Here is a 14,413-nt window from a genome sequence, read left to right as displayed (position 1 = left end):
GCAATTGAAGGGATCGTGCGGATTCATCCCGATGGGTGGGCGTCACGTATCTAACATATGTGTCACATAGGGAATCGACCGAGGAGAGACATGACAGAACAGGGGCCCAAGCGAGTCGGCGTCATCGGGGTCGGGTGGGGTGCGCATGTGCAGGTGCCTGCATTGCGGGCGGCGAAGGGCTTTGAGCCTGTGGCACTCTGTGCACGCACACCCGATCGACTGGAGCGCGTGGCCGCCAAGCTGGGGATCGAAGAGACTTCCACCGATTGGCAGTCGTTCGTGACCCGCGACGATCTCGATGTCATCTCGGTCGCGACGCCCAACGTCCTGCATCGTGATATGACGCTGGCCGCCTTGGCCGCGGGCAAGCCTGTGCTGTGTGAGAAGCCGCTTGCCGGTGACCTCGATGCGGCGCGTGAGATGGTGCGAGCCGCCGCCGAGTCAAGCCTGCCCACTGCCTGTTGCTTCGAGAATCGGTGGAATCCGGACTGGTTGGCCGTCGCAGACCGGGTGCGTTCGGGCTTTCTGGGCACCCAGTACCTGGCCCGGGTCAGCCGCAGCGCGTCGTACTGGCATCCGAGTCACCCGCTGCAGGCCGGCTGGATGTACGACCGTGATCAGGGCGGAGGCTACCTCGCCGGGATGCTGGTGCACGACCTGGACTTCCTGTGCAGCCTGCTCGGCCAACCGGTGTCTGTGTGCGCCGAGGTGCGGACCACCGAGCCGGAGCGGGAGCGGCCCGATGGCACGATCCTGAACGTCACCGCCGACGACACCGCGGCGCTGTTGATGCGGATGGAATCCGGGGTGACCGCGGTGCTGAGCGTTTCGGTGATGGGCGCCCACGCCGATCACTACCGGCTGGAGTTGTTCGGCTCTGACGGCACGATCATCGGCGACGGTGACCTGCGCTCGGCGGCATACTCGGCGGGCTTGGCCACCGACGACGGGCTGAACCGGCTGACGGTCGCCGACCGCGAGCCGGCCTATCCGGAGAAGCTGCCTTCTGGTCTGGCCGGACACGCGAGCCGGGCGATGGCGCTGATGCTTGAGGATTGGCTGCCGGCGTTCGATGGTGCGCCCAGTTCGGCAGCAACCTTCGAGGACGGGCTGCTCTCGCTCGCGGTGATTGACGCTGCGCACCGCTCTACCGAAGGCGGTGGGTGGGAACCCGTGCAAGTTTAGCGGTTCGAACATGAGCTCGTGTGCGAAAAATCAACCGAAAAGTAGTGCACGAGCTCATGTTCGGCGACTGCTAACCCTCGGCCGGCGGATAGACCAGCACGCCACGGATGTTGGCGCCCGCGTGCATATCGGCGTATCCGTCGTTGACCTTCTCCAAGGGATAGGTGCGGGTCACCATAGAGTCCAGGTCCACCTGCCCGGCGCTGCTCAGCTCGAGGATTTTCGGGATATCAGCGCGCGGGTTACCCGAGCCGTAGAGAGTGCCCACGATCTGCTTCTCGGTCAGGGTGAGATCCATGAGGTTGGCCCGGATCTCCCGCTCCAGCATGGGGTGGATGTTGGTGACGACGAGCTTGCCGCGCTTGGCCGTCATGGCCAGGGCCTGGCCGACGAGCTGGCCGTCACCGACTCCCATGGCGCAGATGAACTTGTCCACACCTCGATCCCAGGTGGCTGCGGCGACAACGCCTTTGGCTTCGTCCCAGTTCGCTGCGGTATGGGTGGCGCCCATTTTCACCGCTTCGGCCCGCTTGTACTCCGACGGGTCGATGACGGTGATCGTGCGCGCGCCGGCGAGTCGGGCGCCCTGCACCGCCGCCGCGCCGATGCCGCCGACGCCCGCGACGGCCACCGTGTCACCCGGCCGCACGTCGGCGGCGTACACCGACGATCCCCATCCGGTGATGAAGCCGCAGCCGAGCAGGCAGGCCCGGTCCAGCCGGTAGTGCTTCGGGATCTTCACGCAGCTGGCCTCGTGAACCACGGTGTGGTGTGCGAACGATCCGACGCCGCAGGCCAGTGCAAGGTCCTGGTCGCCGAAGTGGTGGCGGGCGGTACCGTCGTGAATCTGCATGCCGGAGTAGATTTTTGCGCCGAGGTCGCACAGGCTCTGATGGCCGGTCGAACATGACGGGCAGCGCCCGCACGACGGGATGAAGCTGAACACGACATGGTCGCCTGGTGCCAACCATGACACGTGCTCACCGACGGCCTTGACCACACCCGCGCCCTCGTGCCCACCGATGCACGGCAGCGCGATCGGCATGTCGCCGGTGACCAGATGGTCATCGGAATGGCACATACCGGAGGCGTGCAATTCGACGAGGACCTCGGTCGCTTTCGGTGGGTCGAGTTCGATCGTCTCGACCGACCACGGTGAATTGCGTTCGAACAGGACTGCGGCCTGCGTCAGCATTGATGAAATCCCTTTCGGATCAACGGATGATGGCTTGGTACTCGACGAATCCGGTGATGCCTTCCGGGCCGCCTTCGCGGCCGATGCCGGACTCTTTGAAGCCGCCGAACGGGCTGCCGAAGTCGAGAACGGCGGTGGAGTTGACGGCGATCGACCCGGCTTGCAGTTGCGTCGCCACCGTGGCTGCTCGTTCCTCATCGGCCGACCACACCGCACCCACCAGTCCGTAGCGCGAGTCGTTGGCGATGGCCACCGCCTCGGCAATGTCGTCATAGGCGATGACGACGACGACCGGACCGAAAACCTCCTCGCGGGCGATCTCCATGTCGTTGGTGGCCTCGACGACGGCGGGGGTGACGAACCACCCCGGCCGGTCCGGACGCTCACCGCCGGTGAGTACCGTGGCACCCTCGTCGCGCGCTCGGCGCAGGAGACCTTCCACCTTGTCACGCGCCGCTTCGTTGATCAGGGGACCGATATCGGTGGACCGCTCGGCCGGATCGCCGACCGTCAGCGTGGAGACCGCGGCGGTCAGGGCCGTTGCGTACTCGTCGTACCGACTGCGCGGCAACAGGATTCGGGTCAGCGCGGCGCACAGCTGGCCGTTGTTGCCCATCACCCCGCCGACCAGTCCGGCGACCGTCTTCTCGATCGGCGCATCGGGCAGCACGATGGCCGCGGACTTGCCCCCCAATTCCGTGCTGCAGCGGCGGATCCGGGATCCGCACGACGCGGCGATTCGAGCGCCGACCGCCGTCGATCCGGTGAAGCTGACTTTGTCGACATCGGGGTGCTCAGTGAGCAACTCGCCGGTCACGGCCCCGCCGTTGACCACATTGACCACACCGTCCGGGATGCCGGCTTCCTCGACCGCATCCATGAGCACACCGAAGCTCAGCGGTGCATCGGGTGCAGGCTTGAGCACCACCGTGCATCCTGCGGCCAGCGCAGGGCCCAGTTTCAGCACCGCGATGAACAATGGGGTGTTCCACGGCACGATCGCAGCGACCACGCCCACCGGCACCTGCCGCACGTCGACCACGCCACCGGTCATCGAGGGTCGGCTGGAGCTGAACGGATGGTCGGGTGTGATGGCGGCGTAGGCGCGCAACACCCCGGTCGCGGTGATGACCTGACCGAAGGTGCTCCATGAGCGTGGCGAACCGATCTCCGCGGTGGCCAGGTCGGCCAGCCCGCCCTTGCGGGCGGTGAGGGCATCGGCGAGCCGTCCCAGCGCGGCGCCGCGATCGGCGGGGAGGTTTGCGCCCACGTCGGCAGTGCGGTACGGGCCGCCGCCACGGCGGCAGAGACTTCGTCGTCGCCCGCGATACCTACTGTGCCGAGCACCTCACCGGTGGTCGGCGAGGCCACCTCCATCGTGACGGCGGCCGCGCTCGTCACCCATTTGCCTGCGACGTAGCTCGCCGCCAACTCGATCATGGACGCCAATTCTGGCATCTATGTCATCTTTAGACAAGCTGTTCATGGGCGATTAAATGTGGTTCGTGTTTCGTATCCGACAGTTTTCTGACACTATTGGTCACTATGACTGCAGAGCCTGACAGCGACGCCGACCTCGGTGTGGGACAACCGTGGGAGGTGGTCGTGGAGCGCGGCAAGATCGCGGAGTTCGCGGAAGCCATGCTCAGCGAGGATCCCGCCTATCGCGGTCCGGACGCGATCGTTCCGCCGACCTTCCTGACGAGTGCGGCCCGCTGGGCGCCGCCGGGTGTCCGGGTCAACGTGGGCTTCGACCGCAAGCGACTCCTGCACGGCGAGCAGGAGTACACGTTCCATGGCGAACTGCCCGCTGCCGGCGATGTCCTGACCGCGCGGGAGCGGATCGTCGAGCGGTTCTCCAAGCCGGGCAAGCGTGGCGGCATCATGCGCTTCGCCACGGTGGTGACCGAATACCGCGACACTGCAGGGGCGGTGGTGGCCGAGGCAAAGGCCACCTTCATCGAAACGGCGGCAAGGCAATGAAGCCCGGCGATCAGGCATCGTCCCGGGAGTTCGGTCCACTCACCCGGCAGATGTTCGTCCGCTACTCCGGCGCGTCCGGTGACTTCAACCCCATGCACTATGACGACGAACTGGCACGGTCCGCGGGCCATCCCTCGGTGTTCGCGCAAGGCATGTTCTCGGCAGCGCTGCTGGCCGGGTTCGCCATCGACTGGCTGGGGGCACCCGGTGTGCGGCGGTTCGGCGTTCGCTTCCGCGAACAGGTCTGGCCGGGCGACGTTCTGACCTGCGCGGGAACGATCGTCGCAGTGTCTGAGGAGGACGAGGTCGACCGGGTGAGTGTCGAACTCACCGCCACCAGACAGACCGGCGGTGTGGCGATCACCAGCACTGCGGAATTCGCTGTACCTAGAAGCGGACCACGAAACGCGGCACACGGTGCCGCGGGCCCGGCGAATCAGCAATAGGCTGGTGGCACCATGTCCGAAGCCTCGATAGTCCGCCGCTCCAGTTATGGCCCCTCCAGCCCCGCTGTTGGTGCCCGGGGTGCCAGCACCCGCAGCCGGATCACCGAGGTCTCGCTGGAGCTGTTCGGCCGGCTCGGCTACTTCGACACCTCCGTCGATGCGATTGCCAAGGCCGCCGGAATATCGCGCGCCGCGCTATATCAGTACTTCCAGGGCAAGGACGAGATCTTCCTGGAGCTGCTGAACGAATGCGGCAGCGCACTGTTCCGGGTCGCACGCCGGATCGGCCCGATGGGCCCGGATGAAACCGGCTTCGACAATCTGAACTGGTGGCTCGGCGAGTGGAGTTGGGTCTTCGAGAAGTACTCCACGATGTTCGTGCAGTGGACGGCGATCGCGTCGTCGGACACGAAGGTGCGACCCGCGATCACGGGGTTCGTGCGCAGCTACAACCATCGGCTCGCCGAACGTCTCACCGCGTCGGGTCTGCAAGGTCTGGATCCCGAGGTCGCGGCCATGACGATGACCGCGCTGGTGCACCGCATCAACCTGTTCGTGCACACCGACCGTGCCTACGGTCGCAGCGCCAAGGACGCCATCGATACCCTGTCCGTATTCCTGCAGTTGGTGCTGTTCCCCGATACGCCACCGGCCGTGCTGAAATCGCTACGACTGCACGCCAGCGAGGACCCGGCCGCCGATGTGGACGCCGTGCAGGTGCCCGACGCTCCCGATCTCACGGGGCTGTCCATCACCGAGCGCACCGCGAACCTGAGTAAGCGCGCCGTCGCCACCGTGACGACGCTGGCCGACGCCGGTGCCGCGCAGTTCCGGGCCAGGGGATACCGCAGTACCAGTGTCGACGACATCGTCGCGGCCGCTGACGTCGCCCGTGGCACCTTCTACAAGTACTTCAGCGACAAGCAGGATCTGCTCGCCGCGGTGGGTGCCGAGGTCTATGTGGCTGCAAAGGCATTCGCAGAACGGATCGCGCAGGTGGATCCGGTGGCCGACGAATCGACACTGCGGCACTGGCTGGCCACGTACGTCGAGTTTTACGACCGGTACTCCGGCTGCATCGACGCCTGGGCCGAGGGCACCACTGACGACCCCACGATTGTTGGGATAGGCGAGAACGGCCAGGTGCTGATGGACATCGGCGCAGCCAGGATGTTGATCCGCCGACCCGGTGCGTACCCGTATGACCCGGTGATTTCGGCACTGATCCTGCGGTCCCTGGTCACCCGGGTGCCCGAAGCCGCCCTGGATCTGCCCGAACAGCTGAGCCAGGATGATGTCATCGAATTGTTGATGACCTGCATCAAGCGCGGCTTCCTCGCTACGACGAAGTGACGCCCGCCGCGATCAACTGGTCAACAGTGGAGTGGGAGTAACCCAGCTCGGACAACACCTTTCGGCTGTGCGCGCCCAGCGCCGGCACGTCGCCGAGCGTCGGCTCCACACCTGCCAGTTCTGCCGGAGGCGGCAGCGCCTGGGCGGGCCCGCCCGGAGTCTGAATTCCGCGCCACCGGTCGCGGCCGGTGAGTACCGGGTGGTCCGACAGGTGCTTGACATCGTTCATGCGGGCATGCGCCACCACCGCTTCGTCGAGACGCGCCTCGAGTTCGTCGGTGCCCAAGCGGGCCACCGCAGCGCTGATGATCGCCTCCAACTCGTCGCGGTGCGCAACGCGATCGGGGTTGGTGGCGAATCGCGGATCTGCGACGAGATCGGCTCTGTTCAAGACGATTTCGCAGAGCCGCTGCCATTCCGGCGGATTCTGCACCGCCAGTAGAACCGTGCCGCCGTCGCCGGCCGTGAACGGGCCGTACGGGGCGATGGTCGGATGGCGCGCACCCGTGCGGGCGGGTGCAGTTCCGCCGTAGCGGCCGTAGTAGTGCGGTTGAGACATCCATTCGACCAGCGCATCGAACAAGGACACCGAAACCGGCCGCGCCACACCGGTGGTGGCACGGGTGTACAGCGCGGTGAGAATACCGGAGAAGGTGAACATTCCGGCCGCGATGTCGGCGATGGACACCCCGGTGCGTGCCACCTCGGCCGGGGAACCGGTCACCGACAGCAGCCCGGCTTCGGCTTGCACCAGCAGGTCATAGGCCTTGCGGTTCTTCCACGGGCCGTCCTGGCCGTAGCCGCTGATGGTCGCGGTGATGATTTGTGGGTGCGAGCGGGCGACCGACTCGGCATCGAGACCCATCCGGGCCGACGCCCCCGGCCCCAGGTTCTGCACCAGCACATCGGCGTCCTCGAGCAACCGGTGCACGATCCGCAGACCTTCGGGAGCTTTGAGGTCCAGAGTCAAGGACTCCTTGCCGCGGTTGAGCCAGACGAAGTAGCTCGACTCGCCATGCACCGAACGGTCGTAGCCGCGCGCGAAGTCACCACCTTGCGGGCGTTCGACTTTCACTACGCGGGCGCCGAGGTCGGCGAGTTGGCGGGTCGCGTACGGTGCCGCGACGGCCTGTTCCATGCTCACGACGGTGACTCCCGCCAGCGGTGCGTCCGTCATTTCGCCAGCGGATCGCGCGGTAGGCCCAGCAGGCGCTCGGCGATGGTGTTGCGGATGATCTCCGAGGTGCCGCCGGCGATGGTCAGACACCGGGCGTACAGATAGGCGCGGGTCAGCTCCGGCGTTCCGCCGGCGACCGCGGACGTTCCGGCCAGCTCGATCGCGAGTTCGCTGACGTGTTGCGAGGATTCGGCCTGAAGCAGCTTGCTGACATTGGCCTCGGCCGCGGTGTCGCCGCCCGCGATGGCGCGGCTGGCATTGCGCAGATTCAGTAGGCGTAGGGCATGAAGTTCGGCGATCACCTCGCCGACCCGGTGCTCCCGGCGCGCCGCTGCTGCGTGGGAAGTGTTGTCGAGCAGCTTGATCAGGTCGTCGGCACCCACGCCGATGGCACCGGAGCCGCCGCCGATCGACACCCGCTCATTGCCCAGCGTCGCGCGCGCCACGAGCCAGCCACGGTTGACGTCCCCGACCACATCGTTGTCGGGCACGAACACATCGTCCAAGAACACCTCGTTGAACAATGCCTCGCCGGTGAGCTCACGCAGCGGAAGCACCCGGACGCCAGGGGCGGACATGTCGATCGCCATCATCGTGACACCTGCGTGTTTCGGGGCGTCCGGATCGGTGCGTACCGTCGCGAGGCCCCATTGACATTCGTGCGCCAAGCTGGTCCAGACCTTTTGCCCCGTGACCCGCCACCCACCGTCGACCCGGGTGGCCGTGGTGCGCACAGCCGCGGCATCGGAGCCTGCGCCAGGTTCGGAAAACAGTTGGCACCAGTTGGTCTGACCGCGCAGCACCGGCTCTACCCAGCGCGCCCTCTGGTCATCGGTACCGGCCTGCGCGATGGTGAGCATCACCCACCCGGTGATACCCAGATCAGGCAGATCGACACCGCTGTCTGCCGCGAATTCCTCGTCGATGACGAGTTGTTCGACCACACCGGCTTGGCGTCCCCACGGTTTTGGCCAGTGCGGCACCAGATAACCGGAATCGACCAGGTAGTCGCGTTGCTCGGCAGATGGCAACGAGCGCAACCGCGCGGCCGCCTCGGCCGCCTCACGCCGGAATCTGTCGGCCTCGGCGGGCAGCGTGAACGAAACGCCGTGGGCTGCCCCGGTGCGTTGCGCCTCGGTGATGTCGGCGAGTGCGTCGCCGGTATCCCCGATCAGTGCGGTCAGGCTCTGGGCCCGCCGCAGGTACAGGTGGGCATCGTGCTCCCAGGTGTAGCCGATTCCGCCGTGAAGCTGAATGTTCTTCTGCGTGATGAACGTCTGCATGCGTGTGGCGTGGGCCGCGGCGACCGCGGCGGCGAATGACGCATCGTCCAGATCGTTCGAGCGCGCCGCGTCCCACACCGCCGCGGTGCTCTGTTGGGCGGCTATGAACATGTTGGCCAGGTGATGCTTGACCGCCTGGAAGGTGCCGATGGTGCGTCCGAACTGCTCGCGGACCTTGACGTACTCGGTGGCCATCCGCAGCGCCGCCCAGCCGACACCGACCGCTTCGGCAGCAGCAAGAATGCGGAAAGCTGAGCGCGCCTTTGTGTCTGCGCCCGAAAGAATTCGTTCGACGGGTAGCTCGACATCGTGCAGAGTGACATCTCCGATGCTGCGGCTGGTATCCAACCCGGCCAGTGCGGTGATGGTCACGCCGTCGGCCTCGGTGTCCACCACGATCAGGTCTGCGCCGGCGGCCAGCACCAGCACACCGGCATCGGGCGCCCCGGCGACGGCGCGGGCGGTGCCATTGGCGATCGAGTCGCGGCTGAGCACGATGTCTGTGGAGAGGCCCACGGCGCCAACCAGTTTCCCGCTCGCCAACGAGGGGAGAAGGGCTGCGCGCAGCATATCGGTGCCGCAGCGGTCGATCACCAGTGCGGCGGTCGCAGTGGGCAGGAAGGGTCCAGGGCACAGTTCGTGACCCATGGCTTCCAGCACGATGGCCAGCTCGGCGATGCCGAATCCCGAGCCGCCGTGCTCCTCGCTGATGGCCAACCCATGCCAACCGAGTGCCGCAGCTGCTTCCCACAGGTCGATTGGGTGTGGCGAACCGCCGTCGAGGGTGGCGCGGGCGGTGGCGCGACTCTTGTGCCTGGACAGTTGACCCACGGCGGCCTCGGCCAGCTCGTGGTGCTCCTCGACGATGGCGAGCGCGGAGATGCTCACGATGTTACTCCCGGCATAGTGACGGATATGTCAGATGCAATCTAACATGACGAGTTAACAACCCAAGTAGGCAAGGTTAGAGATATGAACGTTGCGTCAGATATCGGCAGGGCCGGCGAAGAAAGAAGTGGCCCTCTGGTAGATGTCACAGTCGTCGAGCTGGCGGGCATGGGTCCCGGTCCGCACGCCGCCATGGTGCTCGCTGATCTCGGCGCCGAGGTACTACGAGTACACCGACCGGGGCATGTGGGCAGCGGCGCTGGGCTGCGCGGTCGCCAACTGGTCGCTGCGGACCTGAAGAACACCGATGATCTCGACCGGGTTCGCCAGCTGATCGACCGCGCCGACGTCCTCATCGAAGGATTCCGCCCCGGCGTCACCGAGCGGCTCGGACTCGGCCCCGACGAATGCTGTCGGCGCAATCCGGGTCTGATCTATACCCGGGTTACGGGCTGGGGGCAGACCGGGCCGCGCGCTCAGCAGGCCGGTCACGACATCAACTACATCGGGCTGACCGGGTTGCTGTATGCCATGGGCAACCCAGGCCTTCCCCCCGTCCCGCCGCTGAACCTGGTTGGCGACTACGGCGGTGGCTCGATGTTCGCCGTCCTTGGTGTGCTTGCCGCCCTAATCGAGCGGCAAGGCTCGGGGCGCGGCCAGGTGATCGACGCCGCCATCGTCAACGGTGCTCCGGTGCTTGGTCACGTGTTGTGGTCGATGCTGGGCGACGGCCGTTGGTCGGATCAGCGCGGTACCAACATCTTCGACGGCTCAGCGCCGTTCTACTGCACCTACGAATGCGCGGACGGTGGCTACGTCGCCGTGGGCGCGCTCGAACCGGAGTTCTTCGGAGAGATGTTGCGGCTGCTGGAGATCGATCCGGGAACCCTTGGTGCGCAACGGGACAAGGCCGGCTGGCCGGAGATGCGGCGGGTACTGGCTGAGACGTTCCGGCAGCGTTCCCGCGACGAGTGGTCTCGGGTGTTCGCGGACAGCGACGCCTGCGTCACGCCCGTGCTGACGGTCGTCGAGGCGGCCGACGATGCCCAGCTGCAGGCCCGCAATGTGTTTGTCGAGGTGGATGGCGTCCGTCAGCCGGCGCCCGCGCCGTTGTTCTCCCGCACGCCGGCGTTGCGGCCGGTGCCCGCGCGAGACGGGTCCCTCACTCCGACATCGCGACCGCCATCCCGGTGATCCACTCCGGTACGGGTTCGTAGACCAGCGGGGTGATGGGCCGACCGCCGCCGGCGGCACCGGCCGCCAGCCAGGTACGCACCTCATTGGCGCCGGCGCCCGCACGGGAGTGCGCGCTGTCGACGAGCCGGATCAGAGCCGCCAGATCCCAGGTCGACATCGCGTCAAGCACTTCGGCATCCCAGTCGGGGCGAATCTTGTTGCGCGCGTCTGCCATACCGTCAGCGATGATCCGTGCCCGCTCCTCGTCACTGAGGTCGTAGGTGTCGATCTCGAGGCTCGGGGGTGAATGCGACAACCCGCCCGTGCCGATCAGTAGGACGCGTTGGTCGACGCCGTCGAGGAACCGCCCAACCTCAGCTGCGAAATCGGCGACGCGGCGGGCAGTGGGGAGCGGAGCGGTGGCGCAGTTCACCGCAATGGGGATGACGGGTTTGGCGGTGAGATCGCCAAGCAGATCCCGAATTGGTTGGGCGAAGGCATGATCGAGTCCGATATCGCGACACGTGGCGATATCGAATCCGGCTGCGAGCAGATATTCGCACAGGCTGCGAGCCAACGCGGACGGCACATCGAGAGCCCCGGCCGGATGGCCGCCCTCGGCCAGGATCGACGCGGACAGCGCAACGCCGAAGGCTGGCACCACGTGCCGGAAGGCGCGTCGGTGATCACCGCCGAACAACACCACGACGTCCGGGTCGAACTCCCGCACCTTTTCGGCGGCGGCGTCGAGCGCTGAGCGGAACTGGCGACCAAAGGCGTGCTCGACGTCGCGTTCTTTGCCCGGGCTGTGGCTTGCGCACACCACGAGTCGGTCAGGCTTCATATCTGTCACCTCCATGGAAAGTGACACTAATGTTAGATGACGTTCAGCGCACAGCCGGCACCACTATGGCGGACCGCTTCAAACCGTACCTCGTCAGTTCAGCACGGTCGGCAACGCGGCGACCTCTTTGACGTATCAGGTCATCGAGGGCGCGCACCGGCTCCGGCAACCATTCGGTCGAACGCACGCTCGACGAGGAGCGTCCGATGGGTGCCAGGAGGTGGCGATCATGGGCTGCGGATCACCGCTGTCATCGACGCCGATCCCGCTCACCTGCGAATCGGGCAAGGGGTCAAGCTGCGCATCGTTGATCTCGGCGAAAGCAGCTACCGCATAACTGAATTCGTCATCAAACAGACCTGTTGGGGCGGGAGTCAAGCCGTGCCGACGGGACGGAACAGCGGTAGCCAGACCCGGCTGTCCTCGGCGCCCGAGAGCGCAGTCCAGTCTTCGAAGAACACCTCGACGGCCATGCCGATTCGGATGTCGTTCTCAGACACTCCAACCACATTGGTGATGAGCCGGACGTCGGGCTCATCCTCGAGTTCGACCATCGCCACGATGTAGGGCGGCTCGAACCCGGGGATCCAGGGCTGGCGGTTGACGGTGTAGGTCGTCACCTTCCCCCGCCCGGACACCGGCTCCGGTGCGACATCGGTGCTCCGGCAGCGCCAGCAGGCCGGTCCCGGCGGGTGGAAGAAATGTCCGCAACCATGACAGCGGTTGATCAGCAGTTGACCGTGTTCGCCCCCGGTCCAGAAAGCCCGCGACTCTGCGGTCGGGCTGGGTGCCAGCCGCAGCTGCGGTCGCTGGTATTCGGTGTCAGACGTCATTTCGTTCCTCCCGAGGCGGTGAGCGACCGGCCGATGACCAGCCGCTGAATCTGATTGGTGCCTTCGAAGATCTGGGTAATCTTCGCCTCGCGCATATACCGTTCTACACGGTAGTCGCGGGTGTAGCCGTACCCGCCGAGGACCTGCACGGCGTCGGTAGTCACCTTCATCGCCGCGTCGGTTGCAACGAGTTTTGCGACCGACGCATTGCGTGAATACGGCAGTCCGGCATCGCGTCGGCGCGCGGCATCCAGGTAGGTGGCACGGGCCGAGTCGACGGCGGCGGCCATATCGGCCAACAGGAATGCCAATCCCTGGTGGTCGATGATCCTGCGGCCGAATGTCGTCCGTTGCTGGGCATAGGTGGATGCTTCATCGAGTGCAGCCTGTGCCAGTCCAACGGCGACGGCAGAGATGCCCAGTCGTCCGGAATCCAGTGCACTGAAGGCGATTTGCAATCCTTGACCCTCGGTGCCTATCCGGCGCTGGGTGTCTACGAACGCGTCGTCATAGTGCGCCGTGGTGGTCGGTATCGCGTGCAGGCCCATCTTGTCCTCTGGTTTGCCGAAGGACAGCCCGTCGGTGCTCCGGTCGACTAGGAAGCATGAGATCGGTTGTGCGCCATCACCGGTACGTGCAAAAAGGCTATAGAAGTCGGCGATGCCTCCGTGGGTGATCCAGGCCTTGGCGCCGTTGATGCGGTAGCCGCCATCTACCGCGGAAGCTTTGCATGACAGTGCGGCCGCGTCTGAGCCGGCCTGCGGCTCGGACAGGCTGTAGGCGCCGATCCTCTGACCGCCCAACATGTCCGGCAGCCACATTTCCTGTTGCTCGGCGGTACCGAACGCGATCAACGGATGACACGACAGCACATGCACACTCACTGCGACCGCCACAGCAGCCCAGCGCGCCGCCAGCTCCTCAAGGACCTGCAGGTAGACCTCGTAGGGTTGCCCACCGCCCCCCCATTCCTCGGGGTGGGGCAGTGTGAGCAGACCGGTTTCGCCGAGTGTGCGGAACACGCCTTCAGGGTAGGTCTGCGCTCTTTCGTGCTCGTCGACGACCGGGTCTAGTACCTTGTCGGCGACAGTGGCGGCAAGGCGTACCAACTCGTACGCCTCGGGGGTGGGCAGCAGACGTTCGACGGTCACGTCCCGTCGCCCTGCCACTCGCATCCCGTCAGTTCGGCGGACAACTCCCACAACCGTTTTGCGCTGTTCGCGTCGCGGGCCTTGTCTTTCAGTTTGGTGGGCTTCGGCGCGCCCCACTGATGAAATGGGCCGCGCGGGGCGATGTAGCTGCCATTGGGCAGTGCCGTGGTGATCGCTTGAATGGTGGAACGTGCGCCGTCAGCCGGACTCTGGGCGATGTGGGGTGAGATCACGCGGCCGGCCCACTGCAGCGCACCCGAACCGTCACGGGTGATCGACGTGTTCGTCATCCCCGGATCCGAGGCGTACGCGGTTACTCCGCGAGCCGTCAACTCACGCACGAACAGCAAGTTGGCCAGCTTGGATTCCCCGTACGCCGCCCACGGGTTGTATTTGCGGTGCTCCCAGTTCAGGTCGTGAAGGTGGATCTGGGCCGTTTGGTAGTTCGTGCTGGCCACCGCCACCACGCGATCGCGGATCCGGTCGCTGAGCAGACAGGTCAATGCGAAGTGGCCGAGGTGGTTGGTGCCCATGTGGGCTTCGAATCCGTCGGCCGTACGGGTGAGTGGCAGGCCGAGTATTCCGGCGTTGTTCACCAGTACATCGACGTAGTCGACGGTATCGGCGAACTTGCGCACACTCGTGAGATCTGCCAGGTCGAGTTCGCGTACATCGACATCGCCGGGCATCGCCTCGGCGGCCTCGAAGCCTTTGCTCAGAGTCCGGCAGGCGATCACCACTTCATGGCCTGCCGCGACCATCGCGCCAGCGGTCGCCCTGCCTACGCCGCTGTTTCCTCCCGTAACGATGATCCGCACGTTGCCGCGTCCTCCTTCGCACGATGTTCCACAAACAGTAAACTATTTATCGTTTTAGTGACACGGGGATCGAGGGTTGGA

At 65.8% G+C, this 14,413-nt stretch carries 12 protein-coding genes and 2 pseudogenes; 6 read left to right on the top strand and 8 right to left on the bottom strand.

From position 1 onward, the window contains the following. Positions 1–90 precede the first annotated feature (90 nt). The gene (locus tag G6N57_RS29105) at positions 91–1,185 is read left to right on the top strand and encodes a Gfo/Idh/MocA family protein (protein WP_061263274.1); all 1,095 of its coding nucleotides are present in this window, start codon (positions 91–93) and stop codon (positions 1,183–1,185) included. Positions 1,186–1,255: 70 nt separating this feature from the next. Here the strand turns inward: G6N57_RS29105 and G6N57_RS29100 are convergent, their stop codons facing one another. Together G6N57_RS29100 and G6N57_RS29095 are read right to left on the bottom strand one after the other, a co-directional pair. Further along, a complete protein-coding gene (locus G6N57_RS29100) occupies positions 1,256–2,380 on the bottom strand; it encodes a Zn-dependent alcohol dehydrogenase (protein WP_061263275.1) in 1,125 nt (374 codons plus the stop codon). 19 nt (positions 2,381–2,399) lie between these two features. Next, a pseudogene (locus G6N57_RS29095) lies at positions 2,400–3,838 on the bottom strand (aldehyde dehydrogenase). A gap of 87 nt (positions 3,839–3,925) precedes the next feature. Between G6N57_RS29095 and G6N57_RS29090 the strand changes: the two are divergent. Genes G6N57_RS29090 through G6N57_RS29080 form a run of 3 tightly spaced genes read left to right on the top strand, consistent with a single transcriptional unit; the run spans position 3,926 to position 6,162 of the window. Further along, positions 3,926–4,363 (top strand): FAS1-like dehydratase domain-containing protein, encoded by a 438-nt coding sequence (locus G6N57_RS29090; protein ID WP_171508149.1) that lies wholly within the window; start codon positions 3,926–3,928, stop codon positions 4,361–4,363. Next, on the top strand, positions 4,360–4,809 hold the full coding sequence (locus G6N57_RS29085; RefSeq protein WP_061263277.1) for a MaoC/PaaZ C-terminal domain-containing protein: 450 nt from the start codon (positions 4,360–4,362) through the stop codon (positions 4,807–4,809). Before G6N57_RS29090 ends, G6N57_RS29085 begins: the two co-directional genes overlap by 4 nt. Positions 4,810–4,821: 12 nt before the next feature. Beyond that, positions 4,822–6,162, top strand: coding sequence for a TetR/AcrR family transcriptional regulator (locus tag G6N57_RS29080; RefSeq protein WP_061263278.1), 1,341 nt, complete (start codon positions 4,822–4,824; stop codon positions 6,160–6,162). Here G6N57_RS29080 and G6N57_RS29075 read toward each other — a convergent pair. Then, the gene (locus G6N57_RS29075; protein WP_061263279.1) at positions 6,149–7,339 is read right to left on the bottom strand and encodes a CaiB/BaiF CoA transferase family protein; all 1,191 of its coding nucleotides are present in this window, start codon (positions 7,337–7,339) and stop codon (positions 6,149–6,151) included. The two genes, G6N57_RS29080 and G6N57_RS29075, sit on opposite strands and share 14 nt — an antisense overlap. Next, positions 7,336–9,510 carry an acyl-CoA dehydrogenase family protein gene (locus G6N57_RS29070; protein ID WP_061263280.1) on the bottom strand — a complete coding sequence of 725 codons (2,175 nt, stop codon included), beginning with the start codon at positions 9,508–9,510 and terminating at the stop codon, positions 7,336–7,338. The genes G6N57_RS29075 and G6N57_RS29070 overlap by 4 nt, the downstream gene beginning before the upstream one ends. 84 nt (positions 9,511–9,594) lie before the next feature. On the opposite strand from G6N57_RS29070, the gene G6N57_RS29065 reads away from it, so the two are divergent. After that, positions 9,595–10,704 (top strand): CaiB/BaiF CoA transferase family protein, encoded by a 1,110-nt coding sequence (locus G6N57_RS29065; protein ID WP_072278937.1) that lies wholly within the window; start codon positions 9,595–9,597, stop codon positions 10,702–10,704. Here the strand turns inward: G6N57_RS29065 and G6N57_RS29060 are convergent. Next, positions 10,673–11,530: a 3-carboxyethylcatechol 2,3-dioxygenase gene (locus tag G6N57_RS29060; RefSeq protein WP_061263281.1), complete on the bottom strand. Its 858-nt coding sequence runs from the start codon at positions 11,528–11,530 to the stop codon at positions 10,673–10,675. The two genes, G6N57_RS29065 and G6N57_RS29060, sit on opposite strands and share 32 nt — an antisense overlap. A 231-nt stretch (positions 11,531–11,761) precedes the next feature. Here G6N57_RS29060 and G6N57_RS32355 point away from each other — a divergent pair. Then, positions 11,762–11,884: pseudogene (locus G6N57_RS32355) on the top strand (Zn-ribbon domain-containing OB-fold protein); the annotation flags it as partial. A gap of 20 nt (positions 11,885–11,904) precedes the next feature. Here the strand turns inward: G6N57_RS32355 and G6N57_RS29055 are convergent. From G6N57_RS29055 to G6N57_RS29045, 3 genes are read right to left on the bottom strand one after another with little or no spacing between them, the layout of a single operon-like run. Next, the gene (locus G6N57_RS29055) at positions 11,905–12,363 is read right to left on the bottom strand and encodes a Zn-ribbon domain-containing OB-fold protein (protein ID WP_061263282.1); all 459 of its coding nucleotides are present in this window, start codon (positions 12,361–12,363) and stop codon (positions 11,905–11,907) included. Then, on the bottom strand, positions 12,360–13,514 hold the full coding sequence (locus tag G6N57_RS29050) for an acyl-CoA dehydrogenase family protein (RefSeq protein WP_061263283.1): 1,155 nt from the start codon (positions 13,512–13,514) through the stop codon (positions 12,360–12,362). The genes G6N57_RS29055 and G6N57_RS29050 overlap by 4 nt, the downstream gene beginning before the upstream one ends. Continuing rightward, complete coding sequence (locus tag G6N57_RS29045; RefSeq protein ID WP_061263284.1) at positions 13,511–14,332, bottom strand: SDR family NAD(P)-dependent oxidoreductase; 822 nt, start codon at positions 14,330–14,332, stop codon at positions 13,511–13,513. Before G6N57_RS29045 ends, G6N57_RS29050 begins: the two co-directional genes overlap by 4 nt. Between the last annotated feature and the right edge of the window lie 81 nt (positions 14,333–14,413).

It is taken from the genome of Mycolicibacterium boenickei, from assembly GCF_010731295.1.
GTDB classification, from domain to species: domain Bacteria; phylum Actinomycetota; class Actinomycetes; order Mycobacteriales; family Mycobacteriaceae; genus Mycobacterium; species Mycobacterium boenickei.
This window is presented reverse-complemented; position numbering and strand designations above follow the sequence as displayed.

Excerpts from the sequence above, each read along its gene's own strand:
- G6N57_RS29100 (WP_061263275.1), bottom strand. The coding sequence starts at position 2,380 with ATGCTGACGCAGGCCGCAGTCCTGTTCGAACGCAATTCACCGTGGTCG.
- G6N57_RS29055 (WP_061263282.1), bottom strand. The coding sequence starts at position 12,363 with ATGACGTCTGACACCGAATACCAGCGACCGCAGCTGCGGCTGGCACCC.
- G6N57_RS29065 (WP_072278937.1), top strand. The coding sequence starts at position 9,595 with ATGAACGTTGCGTCAGATATCGGCAGGGCCGGCGAAGAAAGAAGTGGC.
- G6N57_RS29075 (WP_061263279.1), bottom strand. The coding sequence starts at position 7,339 with ATGACGGACGCACCGCTGGCGGGAGTCACCGTCGTGAGCATGGAACAG.
- G6N57_RS29105 (WP_061263274.1), top strand. The coding sequence starts at position 91 with ATGACAGAACAGGGGCCCAAGCGAGTCGGCGTCATCGGGGTCGGGTGG.
- G6N57_RS29060 (WP_061263281.1), bottom strand. The coding sequence starts at position 11,530 with ATGAAGCCTGACCGACTCGTGGTGTGCGCAAGCCACAGCCCGGGCAAA.
- G6N57_RS29080 (WP_061263278.1), top strand. The coding sequence starts at position 4,822 with ATGTCCGAAGCCTCGATAGTCCGCCGCTCCAGTTATGGCCCCTCCAGC.
- G6N57_RS29085 (WP_061263277.1), top strand. The coding sequence starts at position 4,360 with ATGAAGCCCGGCGATCAGGCATCGTCCCGGGAGTTCGGTCCACTCACC.
- G6N57_RS29090 (WP_171508149.1), top strand. The coding sequence starts at position 3,926 with ATGACTGCAGAGCCTGACAGCGACGCCGACCTCGGTGTGGGACAACCG.